The 20,442-nt window shown below is 67.2% G+C and carries 18 protein-coding genes and 1 tRNA gene; 10 read left to right on the forward strand and 9 right to left on the reverse strand.

Going from position 1 to position 20,442, the window contains the following annotated elements; genetic code table 11:
- Positions 1–154: 154 nt before the first annotated feature.
- From MSPGM_RS01175 to MSPGM_RS01205, 7 genes are all read right to left on the reverse strand, one after another.
- Positions 155–439 carry a DUF2971 domain-containing protein gene (locus MSPGM_RS01175; protein ID WP_003597232.1) on the reverse strand — a complete coding sequence of 95 codons (285 nt, stop codon included), beginning with the start codon at positions 437–439 and terminating at the stop codon, positions 155–157.
- Positions 440–447: 8 nt separating this feature from the next.
- On the reverse strand, positions 448–825 hold the full coding sequence (locus MSPGM_RS01180; RefSeq protein ID WP_003597234.1) for a hypothetical protein: 378 nt from the start codon (positions 823–825) through the stop codon (positions 448–450).
- Between the two features lie 350 nt (positions 826–1,175).
- Positions 1,176–1,607: a hypothetical protein gene (locus tag MSPGM_RS01185; protein ID WP_012752009.1), complete on the reverse strand. Its 432-nt coding sequence runs from the start codon at positions 1,605–1,607 to the stop codon at positions 1,176–1,178.
- Positions 1,608–2,276: 669 nt separating this feature from the next.
- A complete protein-coding gene (locus tag MSPGM_RS01190) occupies positions 2,277–3,272 on the reverse strand; it encodes a helix-turn-helix domain-containing protein (RefSeq protein WP_003597235.1) in 996 nt (331 codons plus the stop codon).
- A 48-nt stretch (positions 3,273–3,320) separates the two neighbouring features.
- On the reverse strand, positions 3,321–3,878 hold the full coding sequence (locus MSPGM_RS01195) for a PilZ domain-containing protein (RefSeq protein WP_261926128.1): 558 nt from the start codon (positions 3,876–3,878) through the stop codon (positions 3,321–3,323).
- A complete protein-coding gene (locus tag MSPGM_RS01200) occupies positions 3,878–4,759 on the reverse strand; it encodes an alpha/beta hydrolase (protein ID WP_003597237.1) in 882 nt (293 codons plus the stop codon). The genes MSPGM_RS01195 and MSPGM_RS01200 overlap by 1 nt, the downstream gene beginning before the upstream one ends.
- Positions 4,760–4,761: 2 nt before the next feature.
- Positions 4,762–5,652, reverse strand: a complete 891-nt coding sequence (locus tag MSPGM_RS01205; RefSeq protein WP_244426830.1) for a helix-turn-helix domain-containing protein — start codon at positions 5,650–5,652, stop codon at positions 4,762–4,764.
- A gap of 381 nt (positions 5,653–6,033) precedes the next feature.
- Here MSPGM_RS01205 and MSPGM_RS01210 point away from each other — a divergent pair, with 381 nt between their 5' ends.
- The 5 genes from MSPGM_RS01210 (at position 6,034) to MSPGM_RS01230 (ending at position 11,258) form a co-directional block, all read left to right on the forward strand.
- On the forward strand, positions 6,034–7,332 hold the full coding sequence (locus MSPGM_RS01210) for a flagellin (RefSeq protein WP_209688023.1): 1,299 nt from the start codon (positions 6,034–6,036) through the stop codon (positions 7,330–7,332).
- 213 nt (positions 7,333–7,545) lie between these two features.
- Positions 7,546–7,872 (forward strand): hypothetical protein, encoded by a 327-nt coding sequence (locus tag MSPGM_RS01215; RefSeq protein ID WP_261926129.1) that lies wholly within the window; start codon positions 7,546–7,548, stop codon positions 7,870–7,872.
- A 17-nt stretch (positions 7,873–7,889) separates the two neighbouring features.
- Positions 7,890–8,801, forward strand: a complete 912-nt coding sequence (locus MSPGM_RS01220; RefSeq protein ID WP_003597241.1) for a hypothetical protein — start codon at positions 7,890–7,892, stop codon at positions 8,799–8,801.
- 30 nt (positions 8,802–8,831) lie between these two features.
- On the forward strand, positions 8,832–9,341 hold the full coding sequence (locus MSPGM_RS01225) for a hypothetical protein (RefSeq protein WP_003597242.1): 510 nt from the start codon (positions 8,832–8,834) through the stop codon (positions 9,339–9,341).
- A gap of 168 nt (positions 9,342–9,509) precedes the next feature.
- Positions 9,510–11,258 (forward strand): flagellin, encoded by a 1,749-nt coding sequence (locus MSPGM_RS01230; RefSeq protein WP_003597243.1) that lies wholly within the window; start codon positions 9,510–9,512, stop codon positions 11,256–11,258.
- Here the strand turns inward: MSPGM_RS01230 and MSPGM_RS01235 are convergent.
- Both MSPGM_RS01235 and MSPGM_RS01240 read right to left on the reverse strand, forming a co-directional pair.
- The gene (locus MSPGM_RS01235; RefSeq protein WP_245265516.1) at positions 11,180–12,829 is read right to left on the reverse strand and encodes a DUF6538 domain-containing protein; all 1,650 of its coding nucleotides are present in this window, start codon (positions 12,827–12,829) and stop codon (positions 11,180–11,182) included. The genes MSPGM_RS01230 and MSPGM_RS01235 overlap by 79 nt on opposite strands.
- A 169-nt stretch (positions 12,830–12,998) precedes the next feature.
- Positions 12,999–13,087 (reverse strand) — tRNA-Ser (locus tag MSPGM_RS01240).
- A 132-nt stretch (positions 13,088–13,219) separates the two neighbouring features.
- On the opposite strand from MSPGM_RS01240, the gene MSPGM_RS01245 reads away from it, so the two are divergent.
- The 5 genes from MSPGM_RS01245 to MSPGM_RS01270 all read left to right on the forward strand — a co-directional run bounded on the left by MSPGM_RS01245 (position 13,220) and on the right by MSPGM_RS01270 (position 20,436).
- Positions 13,220–14,533 (forward strand): replication-associated recombination protein A, encoded by a 1,314-nt coding sequence (locus tag MSPGM_RS01245; RefSeq protein ID WP_003597247.1) that lies wholly within the window; start codon positions 13,220–13,222, stop codon positions 14,531–14,533.
- A 35-nt stretch (positions 14,534–14,568) separates the two neighbouring features.
- Positions 14,569–16,062 carry a carboxypeptidase M32 gene (locus MSPGM_RS01250; protein WP_003597249.1) on the forward strand — a complete coding sequence of 498 codons (1,494 nt, stop codon included), beginning with the start codon at positions 14,569–14,571 and terminating at the stop codon, positions 16,060–16,062.
- A gap of 162 nt (positions 16,063–16,224) precedes the next feature.
- Positions 16,225–17,472, forward strand: a complete 1,248-nt coding sequence (locus MSPGM_RS01255) for an Hsp70 family protein (protein WP_003597250.1) — start codon at positions 16,225–16,227, stop codon at positions 17,470–17,472.
- 226 nt (positions 17,473–17,698) lie between these two features.
- Positions 17,699–19,090 carry an RluA family pseudouridine synthase gene (locus MSPGM_RS01260; RefSeq protein ID WP_003597252.1) on the forward strand — a complete coding sequence of 464 codons (1,392 nt, stop codon included), beginning with the start codon at positions 17,699–17,701 and terminating at the stop codon, positions 19,088–19,090.
- A 644-nt stretch (positions 19,091–19,734) separates the two neighbouring features.
- The gene (locus MSPGM_RS01270; RefSeq protein ID WP_003597254.1) at positions 19,735–20,436 is read left to right on the forward strand and encodes an HAD-IA family hydrolase; all 702 of its coding nucleotides are present in this window, start codon (positions 19,735–19,737) and stop codon (positions 20,434–20,436) included.
- Positions 20,437–20,442: the final 6 nt, after the last annotated feature.

A 20,442-nucleotide genomic window follows, 5' to 3' on the forward strand; every position in this document is an offset into this window, starting at 1 on the left:
AAACACTGGGATGAGGATCTTTGTTCCTGCTTTTCATCTGGCGATGACGGGAAGCCGTCCGACCGGCCCGGCATCGAAATTGGCCTACGCCTCGCTGTGGCGGCATGCGCGGCCAAGACGTGCATTGGGGTGTCTACTCGGAAGCACAGTGGCGTTAATTGCCTTCTTGAGGGAGGGCGATCAGCCTCACCTCCTGCTCGTGTTGCCAGTCCGGCCGTTTCCGAAGGAAAAGCTTGAAGGGAACGGCCTTGAGCTTAGATTCTAGAATGTCCTTGTCCCTGATCGTCGCTCCGAGGATCCAAACCCACCCGTCGTTGGCCGAGACCTTGAACGGCGTGTCGGAATATTCAACCTCGAAGCAAGAGCCGGCGAAGAGCGGGTGGTTCTCGTTGAATCCTACGACGAGTCCGGCGTGGCTGTCGGAGTTGTAGGCCCGCATCGGCTCATTCAGAACCCGGCTGAGGCTGAAGATGCCGACGGACTGTCGGCCAGCTCGCCTACGAGTTCGACGGCGCGTTCGCCGACGCCGCGGTCGAATTCCGCGGTCGTAGCGAAGGGCTCCGGCCTCAGTCGTAGCTCCTTAACCGGCCACAATCCTGGAAAGCTCACCTCGTCGAACCGCCTCGACGGAAACGGAGTCATGAACATCGCTTCCAATTTCCGGGTCGCCTTCTCCCGGGCTACAGCGTAGTCCTCCTCCGTGAACCGTCCGAACAACAAATTCGGAAGGGACTCGTCCGGATCGTTCAGAGCACTCGGTTGGGTGAAGCGGACCATCTGTTTCTCGAAGAACCGCACCGTCGGATAGTATTCGTACAGCTTCATAGTAACCCCGCCCGCGAATGATCCTAGAAGGCGTTCGCGCGCCGGATGTACCCCGCCACAGTCCTCGGGTTGTGATGGCCCGACTGCTCCATGATGCAGGCTAGGTCCGCGCCGCGCTAGCGGCTGAGGTGATGTAGCTGGCGCGCAGGGAGTGTGGGCCGAAGGCCGTAGGATTGAGGTCCGCTGCGACGTAGCGCTTAACGACGTTGCCGACGGTCCGGCTCGTCAGGCGGCGGCTTCGGCCTCTACCGCTAGGATCCTCGCCACCGTTTCGAGGCTTGCTGGCCAGGGCCTGTTGCCGTGCCCGGCACACCAAGCCTTGAACGCCGCACGATCAGCTTGGCAGGCTATCAGGTTGGCGTCTGCCTTGCTGGCGCGCCGATAACAGGCCCGCGCGGTTGGCGAGCGCCGCGGGTAACGCCGGCTCGGCCACGGCGGCGACGATGGGGCTGGCGAAGCCGTTGTCCATTACGGTCGAGTCGGTCGATGAGCCCGCAGAGGATTCCAGCATACCGTTCCTGCCGCGCATCCGCCGGCGGGCGGGTGTCCGCCTCAGAGGGACCTTGGATCATGCGCAGCTGGCCGCGGACGTAGGGCATCAGCCGCTCCTTCTCGGTAGAGACGGCCGCCGCGTGCGCCTCGATGGGGGCGACGTAATCGTCGATCCCCGCGCGCGGTTCAGCGCCAGGATCCATCTCGTGCTTGGTGGCGAGTTGGCACGCCTCATCGACGAATTTCCGCCCGTAGAGCGGCGGGGATTGAAAGGGATCCTGCGGGGTCATGCGGGCGTTTCGCGTGGAGCGTGTGATGCCGACGTCGCGTCTATAAGCGAAAGAGCTCAGACGGAGTCATATCGCTAAAACAATCAGAAAGAATCAATCTGATCGCCGCGCAGCTGGTAAAGGCCAAGCATTGCACGGGTTGACTCACACAAAACGGTGATAAATCATTGCATGATCATTCGGAGATTTCTGCGCTTGTTCTACAAACTTATGATAAAAAGAGACGTTGAAGCAGGTCGGGAGAAAACAGCAACAATTCGCAGGGTATTTATCCCTGCCACCAGCGACTCAGAGGCACGCGATTTTGCGGAGCAGCTCCGCGTGCCCGAGATGCAGCCTGGAGATAGTCTAGAATTAATTCGACCTGACGGCACGATGGTCGCGAAGCGTCTGTTAGGCGAGCGCTAAATTCCGGCATCTGTCTCGCGCACCGGCTCTCAAATGCGACGTCCGGCCGGACATCGGCCCGGCGATTGAACGCACCCGGTCCTACATCGGAGATTGGTGGCGAACGGCGGGCTGGGGATGGGCGGAACGCCGCCGGGGTGACGTGATCGTGTCCGCCCGGCTTCAAGCGCAGGGATAGACCTGCCACCGTCCGCACGCCACTGATGCCTCACGCGAGATCAGTCCTGTGAGCCGTATCCACTCGTGCCGCCATCGGGTCGGTCAGAGGGCGTTGATCCACGACATCAGGGTCGCCCCGTATTCGAGATGCGCCTGCGGGCGGTAGCCGGCGTCGACCTCGCTGGGGTTCACGCCGTACTTCCGCTTGAACGCCCGGGAGAACATCGTCTCGGTCTCGAAGCCGCAGGCATAGCCGACGCTGGAGATGCGCCGGCGGTCGCCCGCCTCAAGGCCGGCGAGGATGCGCATCGCGCGGGCGAGCCGCCGGTCGCGGATGTAGGAGGCCACGCCTCCATCGGCCTCGAACAGCGCGTAGAGCCGCGTGCGCGAGATCGCAAATCGGGCGCAGAGCTTCTCGATCCCCAGATCGAAGCTCCGCAGGTCGTCCTCGATGAAGCGGCGCATGGCGACACCTAGCACCGTGTCCCGCTCGTAGGGGCCGTCTCCGGGCTTGGTCAGGACGGCATTCACCATCGAAACCGTGGCCGCCGTGAGTGCGGTCCGCTGCCCTTCGTCGGCGGCGTCGATGCAGGCGGCGAGGCTGCGCATATGGTCGGTCATCAGCCGGGTCAGCGGGCTGGCGTCGGGACGGATCGTGCTGCCGTGAAATGCGGACACGTCGCCGAGGCGCTTCTCGAACAGCCGGCGTGGCACGATCAGGTGGATGACGGGCTTAGACCCGTGCGACGTCGACCGCATCCATTGCGATAGGTCGAGCATCTGCAGGTCTCCCGCCCGCAACACGGAGGAACGTCCATCCACGTGCAGGTCGGAGGTTCCGCTAAGGAATAGCCTAAAGGAGATATGATCCAGCGACTGCCGCGAGATCTGCTCCAGCGACCGTTCCATGTACATCTCCGGAGCGATGCTTTTACCAAGGATGCAGGTCCCGAGGTTGAAGTTCCGGATGAAGACGTCGTCTCCCACTGGCACGTCACGATCGATGTCGGTGCGATAGAGTGGGGCGGCCGATTCGATCCAGGCCTCGCGGCGGAGTTTGAGATCTGGGATCTCGCCGAATGTCTGCTGGTAAATCATGCGGGAACGTCGGCGAGGTTCGTGTGAACGGTTCGGTGCGGTCGCGGGTCAGAGGCGAATGTCGGCACTCACGTCCTGGGGACGCAGCGGCAGCACGAACCGGACGGCGATGCCGGCGTCCGTCTGCCTAACGACGCGGGCGCGGCGCCGTCCCACGGTCAGAACAGCATCTACGGGAGGCATGAGGACCATTTCCAGCGCCGCCCCGGTTGCGGACAAGTCGGCAATCCGCGCCTCCACGGCCATACCGTCCGAGAGCGTCACCTCGACGGATGGGTCGAGCGGTATCACCCGCATGGCACCGCGCTGGTCCTCACGCCCGTCCAGTCGCGCGCGATGCCACGCTAGACGCGTCGCTAGGCGGGCCATGTGCGCCGGTGAACCCTCGACCGACAGCCGAAGGCTGCCCCTGGAGACGGTGGTGACGCTCGCCTCGATGACCCCCAGCCCGTCGACGTGGCAGATGACGCGCGAGCCGACGGCCGCGCTGGCATCCCCGATCACAACGTACACTTCGTCGGCCCGAGACAGTCGGCAGAGGCAATCCCGCTCCGCGCCGCAAGGCAGCAGGATCCGGCCGGCCAGCGCGACAGGCATCGTGTCCATCACGACAGCGCCTCGGCTTGCTCTACGCCGCCGACCGGCTCGTTTGCCCATCGGGCAATGTCGCCGCTGCGAGGCTCTTCGCGGCGGGCACCGATGGTCTGCGCCCAGGCGGCGATGCGGTCGGCGACGGTCTCCCAGCCGGGCTCCAGCATCATGTCGTGTGCCATGCCCGGGACGAACTCCAGGCCAGCCCCATGCGCCGCCGCGACCTCTTCCATCTCTCGGCGCGTGAAGAGGGCGTCCGCGCCGGCTCCGAGCACGAGCATCGGCGACGCTCCCCACCTGGGCCGGCAGAGATCGAGGCCCAGCAGGTCGAGATAGGCGAGGAAGGCTTCGCCCTGGAGACGGGCCTGATGGCGGCGAACCGCTTCCTCGGGCATCCGCGCCGAGAAGAAGAGTGCGCGCGCCATGGCCGGGGTCGCGGCGATGGGGCGTGCGCCGAAGCTGGCATGGATGCGCGCGACCGCCCCTGGTACGCGCCGCAGGAGCCGGCCCATGCAGGGAGCGACGCCGAAATGCGGCATCGGCGCGAGAAGCACTGCACCGGCGGCGGCAGCCGTTTCCAGGTGCTTCTGGACTACGTAGGCGCCCCTCGAATGACCGACCAGGAGGACCGGGCCACCGACCGCATCGATGACCCGCCGCAGGTCGGCGACATGATCCCGGATCCGCGCCCGCCACAGACCGCGACGGCCCTCGCTGTTGCCGTGCCCCCGCAGGCTGACGGCATGCACGTCGCGCCCGTATGCTGCGAGCCGGGCGGCAAAGCCCTCGTCCCAGCACCACGCCGCGTGCCAGGCCCCGTGGACCAGGATGATGGACGGCCCGGCCGGAGCTCCGGCCGCCGAATGGGAGATGACCTCAAGGCCGGAGACCCGCATCCCTACAGGTCCTTCATCCAGGACATCAGCGTGGCGCCCTGCTCGAAATGCGCCTGCATCCCGAAGGAGGCATCGACCTCGCTCGGGTTGACGCCGTAGCGGCGCTTGAAGGCCCGGCTGAAACTCTTCTCGGTCTCGAACCCGCAGGCGTAGCCGACGGAGGCGATGCGCTGCCGCGGGCCGCGCTCGATGCCGGCGAGGATGCGCATGGCACGGGCGAGGCGGCGGTTCCGGATGTAGGAGGCCACGCCTCCGTCCGGCTCGAACAGGGCATAGAGATTGGTGCGGGAGATCCCGAACCGCGCCGTCAGCTTGTCCGCGTCGAGATCGTAGGCGGTCAGGTCACCATCAATGAACTGCCGGATCGCGATGCCGAGCATCGTGTCCGGCGTGTAGGGCGTGTCGCCCCCTTCCGGCGTCAGCATGGCGTTGCAGAGGGCGACGGTCGCGATGGACAAGCTGTCCCGCTGCCATGCATCGGCCGCCTCGACGCAGGTCGCGAGGCTGCGGAGGTGATCCCCCATCAACTGCGTGAGCGGGGTCAGATCCTGCCGGAACACCCGGCCATGAAGCGGCGACAGGTCGCCGAGCCTGCGGTCCAGGGAGCGGCGCGGCATCAGGAGGTTGATGCTCGCGATCTCGCCCGTGTCCGAGCGCATGACCTGGGACAGATCGAAGATGGTGAAGTCTCCCGGCTTGACGGCGCGGTCGCCGCCGCCCGCATCCACGCGGGCGGTGCCGTCGAGGTAGATCCGGATGAGCAGGTGATCGACGGCCTGGACCGAGATCTGGCTGGGCGTCCGCTCGATCCTCTGGCGCGGGGCGCGCAGGACGCCGAAGAGGCATCGCTGCAAGTTGTGGTTCTTCATCAGGACATGGGGCGGAACCGTCACGGCCTCATCGACGGTCGCATGAAAGATCGGCGAAATCGCATCGATCCAAGCCCGTTTTCGCGCGCGCTCGTCTTGAATGTCGCCTGGCTGAATATCGGGACGCATACGAACGCCGGAAGTCGGAAGAGGATCACTTGGGCAATCTGTCGTTGTGTTTATCCGGGTCGATGGCGGTGTCCAGCCCCGCTGGAGCAAAAAGCCCGCAGTCGTCTGTGGAAAGCTCCGCAAAAAGCGCTACTGGACGAAAAGTACCCTGATCTGTATAAATAGTACCTAAGTAACCGCCAGCAACTGTTGGAATTTATATTTGAGGAAAGGTCGGTCTTTGAGGATGTGCGGGCCGCCAGAACGGGCGGAGGTCGGCCCAAATCGGAGCCTCGCATGTCCTCTTCGATCACCTTGTCCGCTGCCACGCGCCAGAACCTGTTGTCTCTGCAGGACACCGCCGGCTTGGCCGCCACGAACCAGGGCCGGCTCGCCACCGGCAGGAAGGTCAACTCCGCCCTCGACAACCCGGTGAACTACTTCACCGCCCAAAGCCTCTCCGACCGCTCCTCCGCTCTGTCGGGCCTGCTCGACGGCATCTCCAACGGCATCCAGACCATCCAGGCCGCCAACACCGGCGCCTCGAAGATCGCCGACCTCGTGAAGTCGCTGCAATCGACCATCGCGCAGGCCCAGTCCGATGCCGCCGCCAATCGGCCGACCGTGACCGGCTCGGCCCTCGCCACCGCCGCCCAGGCGAAGTCCGCCGGCACCAGCCTGCGTACGACGGTAATGAACATGGCACTCGGAGGGACCGCCGCGCCCCCGAGCGACACGGCGGCCGGGGCGCTCGGCATCTCCGGAGCCGCCCTCTCCGTCACCCTGACGGACGGCGAGAACACCTTCACCCGCGCCCTGACCCCGACCTCGACGGTGGGCGACCTCGTCGATGCCATCAACGCCTCGGGCCTTGCGACGGCCGCGGTCGACGACGCCGGCAAGCTCACCGTGACCGGCAACTCCGACAAGCTCAAGGTCGGCGTGGGCGGCGGCACGAACGCCACCACCGCGCTGGCGGATGCGCAGCTCGGCACGGGCAACGCCGCACTCGGGCTGACGGCGGGCGCCTACACGACCGGCCTGACCAACGACAGGACGTCGGCGGCCCGCACGGCGCTGGCCTCGCAATTCAACGACCTGCGCACGCAGATCGACCAGGTCGCCAAGGATTCCGGCTTCAACGGTACCAACCTGCTCGGCGGCGACGCGCTGAGCGTGATCTTCAACGAGAAGACCGGCTCGGACCAATCGAAGCTGACCATCGCCGGGCGCAAGCTCACCGCCGACAGCCTCGGTGTCGACAAGGCGGTGAATGGCACGGCGGCCACCGGCGAGTTCAACATCCAGACCGACAAAGGCCTGTCGGCGATGCAGGACACGCTGAAGACCGCGCTGGCCAGCCTGAAGAACCTGCAGTCGGGTTTCGGCTCGAACCTGTCGAACGTGCAGGTGCGCCAGGACTTCACCAAGCAGGTCGGCAACATCCTCGACACCGGTTCCGCCAACCTCGTCAACGCCGACATGAACGAAGAGGCGGCGAACTCGCAGGCGCTGTCGACGCGGCAGTCGCTCGGGGTATCGGCGCTGTCGCTCGCCAACCAGGCCAACCAGGGCATCCTCCAGCTCCTGCGCTGAGCCGTCTCCCGGCGAGATCCCGGTCGCCGCGCCGCACCCTCGATACGGCGACTGGGGTCGCGCTTCTGCCTCGCACCATCCTCGCGCGCCGCCGTTCCCGACCGCCCTGCAACACCTGCGGCGCCTCCATTGCGGACACATGTCCGCGCGCTTCCACGCCCCCGCCTCTCATCGGAGCCTTCTTCCGTGATCTCGAAGCTCGCCCTTCTTCCCATGGCCGCGCTCGGCCTGACCCTGGCCGCTTGCTCCGGCGAGCCGTCGGAAGCCGAGATGCTTCAGGCCGTCTCCCGCTTCACGTCGAGCGTGTACCAGCAGCAGGCGGCCGCGTTGGCGTTCCTGGTGGGACCGTCGCGCGGCGGCGTGCCTCAAGTGCCCACCATCACGGCCTTCCGGAAACTCGGTTGCGAGCCGGCTACAGGCGGCGCCTCCGGACACGTCTGTCAGTTCGAGGCGACCATGAACAACGGCAAGGGCGAGACGCGGGATCGCGCCCGCTTCTTCAAAGCGGCCGACGGCTCCCTGGCGATGTCCATCAACTGACCGGCGCGGGGAACGACATGCTTCGCGTGGCTCTCACCGCATGCCTGCTCGCTGCGGGTACCGTCCTGGCGTCGGCGAACCCGGCGCGGTTGGAGAAGGGGATCGTACCGTCCGGACCGGCGAAGGCCGCTGTCGAGCGCTGGTTCACCGCGGGCTCCGGACCGATCTGCTCCGATACGAACGGGGCCGATGCCCCCTGCGATCTCGGACGGGCGCTCGCCTTCCGGACGTTCTACGATGCCGGCGGGACGGACGCGCTGGTGTTCGCCCACTACTCGCCGTCCATCGGCAATGCCGTTTCCCTGGCGGTCGCACAGTTCCGGCGCGCCGGACAGGATTGGACCCTCGTTCGCACCGTCACGGGCGTCTACGGTGAAGGACCGGACGGCCTGTCCTTCGAAAGCGGCCGGGCGACCTTCACGATGGACGCCTTGATGCCGGGGGATGCCCGCTGCTGCCTCACCGGCAAGCAGCGTTACACGCTCGACCTCGCGACGGGGGCGGTGACGGCGGGTCCGAAAACGGCGGCCAAGGCGACGCCGGCGTCCGGCAAGCGGAGCTTCGCCCCGCGTCCCGAGGGCTTCGAGGGTGCCACCTACTTCCACAACGGCAGCGAGGTGTTGATCGACGAACGCGCCGGCGTGATCCGCTACGACGTGCCGAAGGCCTCGATCCGTGCGGCAGTGAGCAAGGGCACGGTCCTGTTCCGCGGAACCTTCGCCGCGAGCGGGGCGGTGACCAGCACCGCCTACGTGTTCAAGGCGGGATGCGAGCCGGCTCCCTACGCCGTTTCAGGTCATTCGAAGGGCTCGACCATCACTCTGAAGGGCAATGCCCCCCGTCGCGATGCGAACTCCTGTGCCGTCACCGGGACGACTGCGCGCGGCGCGCACACCGTCCTGACCTTCCAGGAATACGGCGACTTCTGATCTCCCCAACCCGATCCGCAGGAAGGCATCATGGCACGGTGGAACTTCAGGGCCCAGGTCATCGACCTGGGCGTCATCGAGATGGGCACGCACTTCGTGACCTATAGCGGCGTCAAGGTCGTTACCCCTGACGGGAAGCGAAACTTCCTGGGCAGGGTGACGATGCACAATGAGATCAACGCCCTCTTCCGGGAGACGGAAGGGGAGTTCGTGGACCTTCATTTCGTCGGTCCCAAAGGGAATCACGTGCCGCTGCTTTACGGCTTGAAGACTGATCGAGAGGACGCGCACAGCCGGTTCACTCCCATGTACGAGGCCAAGGCACAGGTTTACGGCGCTCTCATCGTATCGCTGCTCTTGTGCTTTCTCCTGATCGGCTTCGTGATGATTCCGGTCTGCCTGCTTTGCCTCGCGCATCTGGCGCGATGGAACCCGCCCTCGCGGAAGGTTTTCGAGGCCCTGACCGACCGGGGTACATCATCCCCTGGCGCCGGCTCGGGACGCGTCATCGCGCAGGAGCAGCCAAGCCCCGCTACATGACGTCAAGCGATGGACTGCGGATGCCGAGGATGGCTGTCCGAAACGAGCCATAACGAGGCCGTCGGCCGCGATCATCGCGGCGGTCGGGCCACCGAGTGATTTCGGCCGCCTCGACCGCCTGCTGCATGAGCCAAAACGCCTGCTGACTGAGTCAACAAGAGCAGTCCCGTGACGAGCCTCTCGACGAACATCGCTGCCATGACCGCTCTCGGCACGCTCAAGGGCATCACGGCGCAACTCGCCACGACGGGCAACCGCCTGGCGACCGGCCAGAGGATTGCGGCCGCCTCGGACGGTGCAGCCTACTGGTCGATCGCGACGGCGATCCGAACCGACAATGCCTCGCTGCGTGCGTTGGGCGACACGCTCGGTTTGGGTGCCGCGGCGTTCGACGTGGCCTATGCCGGCCTCGACAGCGTGCTCTCCGATCTCCGGTCGCTGCGCGCGACGCTCCAGACCGCCTTGGCGCCCGGCATCGACCGGGCCAAGGTCCAGACCGAGGTCGCCGCGATCCAGAACCGGATGCGCGCGACCGCCGACACCTCCGTGTCGGCCGGCCGGAACTGGCTCTCGGTCGATTCCGCGTCCGCCACCTATCGCCCGCGAGAGGACATCGTCGCGGGGCTTTCCCGCGGCCCCTCGGGCGCGGTGACCTTCTCGACCTTTCCGGTCGAGGTCGAGGTGCTGAAGCTCTACGATGCTAGCCCGACGGTCATCCGCGCCGCACCGACGCCAGCCTCGCTGTCCGGCGACATCCCCATGGCGATGACGAGCGCCTTCGGTGGCAGAGGACGCGCCGACTTCACGACCACCACGGAAGTCGGCTTCCGCCTATCGACGGGAAGCGGCTCGGACGTCATCAGGTTGAATGCGGTGAACCTCGCCTCCCGGGTCCGCGACATGTCCGCAGTTACCCCGGCCGAGCTGACGAAGGCCATCAATGCCGAGATTGCCCTTTCGCCGACGCTGTCCGGTCACGTTACCGCGTCCCTGATGGCGGACGGGCGCCTGAGCTTCGCCACGATGGCGACGGGTGCCTCCGCGTCACTCATCCTGCATCACCTCGTGCCGTCCCCGGGCTACACAACAGCCGACCTCGCCATCGTCTCTGTCGACAGAAGGCAATCGTTCAGCCCCCTGGCCTTCGCGCCGGATCTCTATCGAAACGTCGATCTTTCGGGTTCGAACACGAAGTCCATCACGCTCGGCGACGGCACCGCATCGGTTACCTACACCTTCGGCGCGAGCAGCCGACCGCCGCCGGCCGACCGGACCTCGGTCACGTTCGACGAGATGTCGGCCATGTTCGTGCACGAACGGCGCCGGGTGGACGCCGACTTCTGGATGAACATCGGCGGTGGGGCGGGCGGGCACGTCTTCGTCGCGACCGGCAGGGCAGAGGGGCCATCGGCCGTCGTCACCGTGAGCGGCCCCGACGTTGCGGCCTTCGGCTTCACCCCGGGGCAATCCGCGGTGGGAAGCGAGTATGTACAGTACGGGATGCCGAGGAGCGCGTCCGGCCGCGACGGCATTCAGACGGCATCGACGCGCGGGCTGCTCGACACTCCCGGCGCCTCCGGCTACGCGGTCGCCACGCTCGACGTGTCCGGCCTGAGCGGCGCATCGGGCGCCGCCACGCTCCAAGCGGTGATCCGGGACGTCGAGACGGTCATCGCCCGCGCGACCGACACCGGTGCGCGGCTCGGCGCCGGCAAGCTCCTCGTCGAGGGACAGAGGATGTTCCTCGACGCGCTCGTCAAGACCAACGAGCGTACCATCGGCGCGCTGGTCGATGCGGACATCGAGACGGAGGCGACCAGGCTGAAGGCGCTGCAGGCTCAACGGGATCTCGCCGCACAGGCGCTCAACATCGCCAACGCCGCGCCCCAAGCCATCCTGACCTTGTTCCAGTCGTGATGGTCTGCGAGCGGATCACTCAACCTTTGTCTCGGCGTTCGGGCATTCCGCTGGCTTCGTGATCCCGTTCTTCTTTCGACGGTCGATGGCGGCACTTGCCACGACTTGTAGCGTGGGATCTTATCGATCTCCGGCTTCAAGGCGTTCGAAAGAAATCCTCCGTACTTGTCACCCTCCGTCGCCGGAGCATGGTCTTGGATGGCATCAAGCTTTGCCGAGTCCATTCCTACGGCTCTCCCGATCGTCTTGAACCGGCGCCGCCACCCGTGGTTCGGCTGGACGTTCTCGTCATCAACGCCAACGGCCCGAACCCATTCGGCGAGCTTGCCGCCGGCCTTCACGTCGCTCGGGTTGCCGGCTGACGCACCGCGCTGGCGCTCGACGCTATAAAACAGCGGACCGGCCTTCTTGGACCGCACAAAGTCGAGGAAACCCTGCTCAATGAGATGGTCGTGGAGCGGCACCTCGCGAGCACCGGTCTTGGTGTTGCCGGCCTCGGGAGTGATGTTGATGATCCAGACGCCCTCGCTTCGCCTCACGTCCTGCACACGAAGCTGCGTGATCTCGTTCACACGGGCGCCGGAATAGGCGCACAGCCATGGGACCCAGCGGCGAGCGTCCTTCAGCTCGCGGGAAGCGAGGCTGTTTTGCGGCGCAAGAGATGCGGATAGGATCAGGTCGGCCTCCTCGGCCGAGAATCCCAGCTCGCGGAGCTTTTTCTTCTTCTTGACCCGTACGACCACGCCCGCGGCCGGGTTACTTCCGATTTTCGACTGCGAGACCGCGAACCCGAAGAGGGCCTTCGGCGCCGCGAGGTAGACGTCCCTGACGGTAAGCGGGCTCAGGCCCATCGTCTCGTCGAGCATCTTCTCCCGCCATCGGATGACGTCGGCCGTCGTGACGCGGCGGATGTCCTCCGTCCCGGCGAAAGCCATGAACTTCGTCAGGATCGGGTACCATCTCTTGATGGTCGCCTCACTCGGCTCAAGCGACCGGCGGTATTCGGCCGATAGAACGTCGAGTTTGAGCGGCCCAGCCGCGGAGAACGGTTCCGGGAAGCGCTCCGCCTTCCGGTCCGGCGTGTAGTCGCCCTCGGCATTCCGGAGCAAACTCTCATTCGCGAGGCCGGTTGCTTCGGCGGCGGCGAGGATGATGCGGCGGCGATCCGCCTCCGTGACGATCAGGCCCTTGTTGGCGATGAACTTGTCGACCTCGGCCCCGTGACGGGAACGGACGACCGCCTCCGCTTCTGACCACCCGGTTGCCAACCTCAAGGCCGATGGCTTGCCGGCAGTGCGTTTGCGAAGACCCTGCAGGCTCTGGTCCGCCGATGTCCGACGGCGCCATTCCTCAGGCGTACCGGGGTTGTCGGCGTGCTCGGCGACTTTCCTGTTGTAAATCTCACCCGCCAGGGCCTGGACCTGACGGTTTGAGAGGGCCTGTTGGCCCTTCCTCAAGTTCGCCCAGCGCTCCTCCAACGCAGCGTTCTCGGCGAAGTGGCGGGCCCGCGCCTCGGCCGGCTCCTTGGTGCCCAGCGAGATTTTTACGACCGCCTTGCCGACCTGCTTCACCAGATCCGCCGGCACACGCCTGCGAAGATAGTAGACGCCGGTCTTGTCGTGTTTCCAGGGTCGGGGCATCGGGAGAGCCACTGTGTACCACCTGTGTGTACCACCAGGCGGATCAAGAAAGCCTTACCGGACAACGACTTCTGGAAGATCAAGCACTTAGGGAAAGGCTTGGCGGAGAGGGGGGATTCGAACCCCCGATGGGCTTGCACCCATGCCGCATTTCGAGTGCGGTGCATTCAACCGCTCTGCCACCTCTCCGCAGAGGTGTCGTATCGACGCGGAGCGCCCTAGCATGGGGCGGGCCGGCCCACAAGCCGGCTTTGCAGCGAATGGGGGACTTCGCTGTTTGGGGCCTTGCGGATGGATGGGCGTGCGGTGTTCATGCCACCCATGTCCGACCTGTTCGTTTCCGCTGGTCTTGAGACGGGTGCGCCCCGGCCGCTCGCGGATCGTCTGCGCCCGCGTCGCCTCGCGGAGGTCGTGGGGCAGGAGCATCTCACTGGGCCCGACGGGGCGCTGACGCGTCTGCTCGCCTCGCGCAGCCTCGGCTCGCTCGTGTTCTGGGGGCCGCCCGGCACCGGCAAGACCACCGTGGCGCGTCTGCTTGCGCACGAGACCGCCCTACATTTCGAGCAGATCTCGGCGATCTTCTCGGGCATCGCCGATCTGCGAAAGGTGTTCGAGGCGGCACGCAAGCGGCGCGCAACGGGCCAGGGCACCCTCCTGTTCGTCGATGAGATCCATCGCTTCAACCGCGCCCAGCTCGATGCCTTCCTGCCGGTGATGGAGGACGGGACCGTCACGCTCGTCGGCGCGACGACGGAGAATCCGTCGTTCGAACTGAACGCCGCTCTGCTGTCGCGTGCGCGGGTGCTGCTGTTCCGTGCGTTGGACGCGCCCGCCCTCGCCCGGTTGCTGGCCCGGGCCGAAGAGATGGACGGCCAGCCGCTGCCCCTCGATGAGGAGGCGCGCGCGGCGCTGATCCGGATGGCGGACGGCGACGGGCGCGCGGCGCTGACGCTGGCGGAAGAAGTGTGGCGCTCGGCTCGACCGGGCGAGATCCTCGACGCGGAGACGCTTCAGAGCCTCGTGCAACGCCGGGCGCCGATCTACGACAAGGCGCAGGAGGGGCACTACAACCTCATCTCGGCGCTGCATAAGACGGTGCGCGGTTCGGATCCCGACGCGGCGCTGTACTATCTCTGCCGTATGCTGGATGCCGGCGAGGATCGATTGTTCATCGCCCGGCGCCTCGTGCGGATGGCGGTGGAGGATATCGGACTGGCCGACCCGCAGGCCCTCGTCGTGGCGAATGCGGCCAAGGACGCCTTCGACTTCCTCGGTTCGCCCGAGGGCGAACTCGCGCTGGCGCAGGTCACCGTCTATCTCGCCTGCGCGCCGAAATCGAACGCGGTATACAACGCCTACAAGGCGGCCACGCGGGTGGCGAAGGCTGCGGGCTCGCTCGCGCCGCCGCGGACCATTCTCAACGCCCCCACGGGGCTGATGCGGCGGATCGGCTACGGCGAGGGTTACCGCTACGACCACGACGAGCCCGATGCCTTCTCGGGCCAGGATTATTGGCCGGAAGCGCTCGGGCGCCAGCATTTCTACGAGCCGACCGACCGGGGCATGGAAACCCGCTACCGGGAGCGGCTGGCCTACTGGGAACGGCTGCGGCAGGAGCGCCGCGGCGACGATTGACCGTCACGGACGACACCGAGGGATCTCCACCGATCATGCAGGCTTACGCGACGCTCACCGCCACCTTCGCCCGGCTCGGCGCGCTGGAGGATGCGAGCGGTATCCTCGGCTGGGACACGCAGACCCAGATGCCGGACGGCGCCTCCGATACCCGCGGCGAGCAATTGGCCGTGCTGAGCGTGCTCGCCCACGAGATCCTCACCGACCCGCGCAACGCCGAGCGGTTCGACGCGGCGGAGGCGGAGGGCCACCTCGGCGAATGGGAGCGGGCCAACCTGCGCGAGATGCGCCGGGCCTATGCCCACGCGGCGGCGGTGCCGGGCGATCTCGTCGAGGCGGCCTCGAAAGCGGCGACGCGCTGCGAGATGGTCTGGCGCGAGGCACGGCGCGATTCGGATTTTGCGCGGCTGCGTCCCTATCTCGAAGAGGTGCTGCGGCTGCGACGCCGCGTCGGCGAGGCCAAGGGGGCTGCGCTCGGCCTTGCGCCCTACGACGCGCTGCTGGACGGATACGACCCCGGCATGCGGCGGGCGCGCATCGATCCGATCTTCGCGGCGTTGCGCGCCGTCCTGCCGGATCTCGTCGCCGCGGTGCGCGAGCGGCAGGCGGCCGACGCCCCTCCCCTGCCGCTGCCGGGTCCGTTTCCGGTGGTGACCCAGCGGGAGATCGGCCTGCAGCTGATGCGGGCCGTGGGGTTCGATTTCGCACGCGGACGCCTCGATATCAGCCTGCACCCGTTCTGCGGCGGCGCGACCGACGACGTGCGCATCACCACCCGCTACGACGAGGCGAGCGCCACGGGGGCGCTAATGGGCGTGCTGCACGAGACCGGCCACGCGCTCTACGAGCAGGGCCGCCCGGCCGCATGGCGCCACCAGCCGGTGGGGCAGGCCCGCGGCATGAGCTTGCACGAGAGCCAATCGCTGCTGGTCGAGATGCAGGCCTGCCGCTCCGCCGAGTTCTGCGCCTACCTTGCGCCGACCCTGCGCGCGGCGTTCGGCGGCGAAGGGCCGGCCTGGGAGGCGAAGAACCTGCATCGTCTCTACACCCGCGTCGAGCCGGGCTTCATCCGGGTGGATGCCGATGAGGTGACCTACCCGGCTCACATTCTGCTGCGATACCGCTTGGAGACGGCGATGATCGCCGGCGACCTCATGGTGGCCGACCTGCCGGGCGCCTTCAACGACGGCATGAAGGAATTGCTGGGGCTCACCGTGCCCGACGACCGGCACGGCTGCCTTCAGGACATCCACTGGCCGGGGGGCAGCTTCGGCTATTTTCCGACCTACACCCTCGGGGCGCTTGCCGCCGCGCAGCTCTTCAAGGCCGCCTGCGCCGCCCATCCCGGCATCCGCCCGGCGCTCGCCGAGGGCGATTTTTCGCAGCTGCGCGGCTGGCTGCGGGAGAACGTCCATGCCCGCGCGAGCCTGATGGAAACCGATGAGCTGCTGACCGCCGCGACCGGAAAGCCACTCGGGGCGGACGATTTCCTGGCGCATCTGCGCAGCCGCTATCTCGGGACCGTGTAGGAGCAGATCGAACGAGGTGGCAGGGCACTCGCTTTAGGCCTGCGTGAAAAGGGCGATCCCGTCAGGTGATCGCCCTCAACGAGACCGGTCCGGGGATTGCACTCTGCGGCCGGGGGCCGTAACGGAGCCGCCCTCCCCTCAGAATCCAAGCGATCCGGTCATATGGCGGCCTGCGGCCTCGATTTCGGCACGTCCAACACCACCCTCGGAATTGGCATGGGCGCCCGTCCGACCCTGGTGCCGCTGGAGGGGACGCACCGCACCCTGCCGAGCGCGATCTTCTTCGCGCCCGGACAGGAGGCGCAGATCGGGCGAGGGGCGATCGAGGCCTATGTCGAGGGTACGCCCGGCCGGCTGATGCGGGCGCTGAAATCCGTGCTCGGCTCACCCCTGATCGAGGAGACCACGCCGGTCGGGCGCGAGCGCATCCGCTTCCGCGACGTCATCGCCCGCTATCTCACCCTGGTGAAGGCGCGCGGCGAGGCGGAAGCCGGCGTCGAACTCGACACCGTGGTGCATGGGCGCCCGGTCCATTTCGTCGACAACGACCCAGCCGCCGACCGCAAGGCGGAAGACACGCTGCGCCAGATCGCCGAGAGCATCGGCTTCCGCCACGTCCGCTTCCAGTACGAGCCGATCGCGGCCGCACTTGATTACGAGCGCACGGTGACCTCGGAGGAGATCGCGCTGATCGCCGATATCGGCGGCGGCACCTCCGACTTCTCCATCGTCCGGCTCTCGCCCGAGCGGCATCGGCGCGACGAGCGGGCCGAGGACATCCTGGCCAATGACGGCATTCGCATCGGCGGCACCGATTTCGACCGGAACCTGAGCCTCGGCGCGGTGATGCCGCTCTTCGGCCTCGGCAGCCCGATGAAGCGGGCGGACCTCGCCGTGCCGAACGCCTATTTCCACGACCTCGCCACATGGTCGAGCATCAACCGGCTCTACAATCCGAAGACCCTACGCGAGATCGACGAGGTGGTGCGCGACGCCGCCCGGCCGGAACTCGTGACCCGTTTGCGCACCGTGGTCGAAGCGGAGCGCGGACATTCCCTCGCCATGGCGGTGGAGGGCGCCAAGATCGCCGCCTCCGATGCGGGGGCGGGTACGGTCGATCTCGAATGGGTCGAATCGGGCCTTGCGGCGGATGTCGATCGAGCACGGCTGGCCGGACATACCGATGACCTCGCGCGGCGCATGGCGCAGCGGATCAGCCGCTGCCTCGATCAGGCCGGGCTGACGGCCGATCGGATCGACGCGCTGTTCCTCACCGGCGGCTCGACCGGTCTGCCGCATGTGCGCGCGGCGCTGACCGCCTGCGTGCCAAGCGCGCGGGTCGTCGATGGCGACACGTTCGGTTCGGTCGGGCTCGGCCTCACCCTGGAGGCGGCACGGTTGGCCACCTGAGGCGCCAGTTCGGCGCAGCGCGCCCTCCTGCCGCCCCACTTTCGAGAGCGGCTTTCGCAGGATCTGCAGACGGTCGGATCGATCCCGGCCGTTCATGGACGAGCGGAAGTTACACCGATCGCCAGGGCGCGCTGCCTCTGCGCGCCGAGGGATCGTTGGCAAGGATTCTGCCGCGCAACCGGCCGCAGCGCTTTGCGCCGTCATCTCAGGGTGATAGCAGCGGCACATGAAGGGACGTCCACCACATCGCGGGTCCGGCGCAAAACGCGGACCCAGCGGGTTCGCGCCGCGTGCCGGCACGGGGCCGCGCACCTCCGCCAAAGACGCCGCGCAGCGCGCCGCCCGCAACCGCGGCGAGGACGCCGCCGAGCGCTCGCCCTGGGATGACGGCGCGGCAAGCGAGAGCGCACCGCGCCCGAATCGCGTGCCCGAAGCCGCCGCACCGAAGCCGGATGCGCCGCGCGCTCGCGCCAAATCGCCTTCTGACAAGCCTCGCGCTGCCAAGCCGTCGTTCGCCAAGCCCTCCTTGACCAAGCCTGACCCGGCCAAGGCGCCGCCCGCGGAGGCTCCTGCCGGCCCGACGCGCCGCGAACAGCGGGCTGCGGCCTCGGCGACGCTGGCAAGCGGCGTGCAGACGCTGACCGTGGACCCCGACGAGGCCGGGATGCGCATCGACCGCTTTCTGGGAGCGCGCTTTCCGCAGCTTCCCTTTACCCGCGTGCAGAGCATCGTGCGCAAGGGCGAGCTGCGGGTCGATGGCAAGCGCGCCAAGCCGAACGACCGGCTGGAGCCGGGTTCGAGCGTGCGGGTGCCGCCGCTCAAGCTCGACCAGCCGACCGAGAGGCCGCGTAGCGCCGCCAAGATCGATGGGGACGCCGAGTTCCTGCGTTCGCTGATCCTCTACGAGGATGCGGACATGATGATCCTCAACAAGCCGTTCGGCCTCGCGGTTCAGGGCGGCTCGGGCACGGTGCGCCACGTCGATGGCCTGTTGGAGGCGTTGACCGGACCGGACGGGCAGCGCCCGCGCCTCGTCCACCGCCTCGACAAGGACACGGCGGGCTGCCTGATCGTCGCCAAGACGCGTCTGGCCGCTTCGACGCTGGCCAAGAGCTTCCGCTCCCGCGCCGCGCGCAAGATCTACTGGGCGCTGGTGGCCGGCGTGCCTCGCACCCGCCAGGGCCGAGTCTCGACCTATCTCGTCAAGGACGAGCCGACCGATGCCGATGCGCGTATGCGCGTTGCCAAACACGGCGACGACGGCGCCAGCCACGCGCTCACCTACTACGCCACGGTCGATCAAGCGGCGCAGAAGCTGGCCTGGCTCTCGCTGAAGCCCGTCACCGGGCGGACGCACCAGTTGCGGGCTCACGCCGCGCATATCGGCCACCCGATCGTCGGCGACCCGAAATATTTCGACGTGGAGAACTGGGAGCTGCCCGGCGGCATCCAGAATCGCCTGCACCTGCTCGCCCGCCGCATCGTGATCCCGCATCCGCGCACCGGCCAGCCGGTCGATGTCAGCGCCCCGCTCCCGCCGCACATGGCGCAGAGTTGGAACCTGCTCGGTTTCGATGCCGCCCGCTACGACCCGATCGTCGAAGCGCCGGAAGCCTGACAGAATCCGGGGCTCTTCACGAAAACGAGGAGAGCCTTGGAACACGGGCCTGTTGCCATAACTCTTGCTTCGTCAGTCGTTGCGTGGACGAGGACACCGCGAGGTGCTTCTATCGGAACCACGTTCAGACCCGGAAGCCCGTTGCCACAGTTCGAATCGACGGGCTGAGGCAGAGGTCGTCGGGACTGTCCAAAGCCTTTCCCTGCCACGGACCGGTACAACGAGGTTCAGGATTGCATGAGGCCCGTCACCCTGTTGTCCGTCGCGCTGGCCGGTCTGCTCTGGGCCGCTGCGCCGGCTGGTGCGGCGCCGCCCGGCGATGGAGCGCCGGGGCAGCCCCAAGGACAATCGCAGGGGCAGTCTCAAGGACAAACCCAAGGACAGGTCCAAGGCCCGCCCCACGTTGCGGCCCCTGCCCCGCCTCAGGCGGTACCGGCGGCGCGACCGCCAGGTCCGGGCATGCGGGCCTCCGAGCGCCGACGCCGCATCTCTTACGCCGCCTGTAACCGCGAATCGCACCGCCGCAGGCTGTCCGGCGGCGTACGTCGACGCTTCCTCGTACGCTGCCGCCTCGGTTACGAGCGACGCCCGGCCTCGCAGCCGGCGCCCGCTCGCAGGCCGTGAGCCGACAGGGCGCTCCGGCCGTGCTCAAGCTGATCGTCTTCGATGTCGATGGCACCCTCATCGACAGCCAGCACCTGATCGTGGAGGCGCAGCACCGCGCCTTCTCCGAGCATGGCTTAGTAGCCCCGCCGCGCAAGGAGGCGTTGTCCGTGGTCGGGCTGTCCCTGCCCGAAGCGTTCCGTCGGCTCGTCGGCGAGGCCGGGCCGATCGAATCGCTCGCGCACAGCTATCGCAAGGCGTTCCAGGCGTTGCGGGTCGATCCCGATTATGAGGAGCCGCTGTTCCCGGGCATGGCCGAGTTGGTCGAGCGGCTGCACCGCCGCGACGACATCCAGCTCGGCATCGCCACCGGCAAGTCGCGCCGGGGCGTCAATCATCTCGTGGACAAGTACGGCTGGGAGCGCTGGTTCGCCACGATCCAAACCGCCGACGACGCCCCCTCCAAGCCCGATCCGGCGATGCTGCTTCAGGCGATGGCCGAGACCGGCGCCGAACCCTCGATGACCGTGATGATCGGCGACACGACCTTCGACATGATGATGGCCCGGAGCGCGAGCGTGGCCGCCATCGGCGTCGGCTGGGGCTACCACACCCCCGGCGCCCTGTTCAGCGCGGGTGCGGTCACGGTCGTCGATTCGGCGGCGACCTTGGGCGACCTGTTCTCCGGCCCCCTAGACGATTCGAAGCCGGGCCCGGTGACGGAACGGCTCGCGACGCAATAGGCGCAT

Source organism: Methylorubrum sp. GM97 (assembly GCF_024347855.1).
Classification (GTDB): domain Bacteria; phylum Pseudomonadota; class Alphaproteobacteria; order Rhizobiales; family Beijerinckiaceae; genus Methylobacterium; species Methylobacterium extorquens.

Coding starts and splice junctions, on each gene's coding strand:
- MSPGM_RS01180 (WP_003597234.1), bottom strand. CDS start 825: ATGAAGCTGTACGAATACTATCCGACGGTGCGGTTCTTCGAGAAACAG.
- MSPGM_RS01175 (WP_003597232.1), bottom strand. CDS start 439: ATGCGGGCCTACAACTCCGACAGCCACGCCGGACTCGTCGTAGGATTC.
- MSPGM_RS01185 (WP_012752009.1), bottom strand. CDS start 1,607: ATGACCCCGCAGGATCCCTTTCAATCCCCGCCGCTCTACGGGCGGAAA.
- MSPGM_RS01220 (WP_003597241.1), top strand. CDS start 7,890: ATGCTTCGCGTGGCTCTCACCGCATGCCTGCTCGCTGCGGGTACCGTC.
- MSPGM_RS01250 (WP_003597249.1), top strand. CDS start 14,569: ATGCAGGCTTACGCGACGCTCACCGCCACCTTCGCCCGGCTCGGCGCG.
- MSPGM_RS01215 (WP_261926129.1), top strand. CDS start 7,546: ATGGCCGCGCTCGGCCTGACCCTGGCCGCTTGCTCCGGCGAGCCGTCG.
- MSPGM_RS01260 (WP_003597252.1), top strand. CDS start 17,699: ATGAAGGGACGTCCACCACATCGCGGGTCCGGCGCAAAACGCGGACCC.
- MSPGM_RS01255 (WP_003597250.1), top strand. CDS start 16,225: ATGGCGGCCTGCGGCCTCGATTTCGGCACGTCCAACACCACCCTCGGA.
- MSPGM_RS01225 (WP_003597242.1), top strand. CDS start 8,832: ATGGCACGGTGGAACTTCAGGGCCCAGGTCATCGACCTGGGCGTCATC.
- MSPGM_RS01210 (WP_209688023.1), top strand. CDS start 6,034: ATGTCCTCTTCGATCACCTTGTCCGCTGCCACGCGCCAGAACCTGTTG.
- MSPGM_RS01200 (WP_003597237.1), bottom strand. CDS start 4,759: ATGCGGGTCTCCGGCCTTGAGGTCATCTCCCATTCGGCGGCCGGAGCT.
- MSPGM_RS01190 (WP_003597235.1), bottom strand. CDS start 3,272: ATGATTTACCAGCAGACATTCGGCGAGATCCCAGATCTCAAACTCCGC.
- MSPGM_RS01195 (WP_261926128.1), bottom strand. CDS start 3,878: ATGGACACGATGCCTGTCGCGCTGGCCGGCCGGATCCTGCTGCCTTGC.
- MSPGM_RS01245 (WP_003597247.1), top strand. CDS start 13,220: ATGTCCGACCTGTTCGTTTCCGCTGGTCTTGAGACGGGTGCGCCCCGG.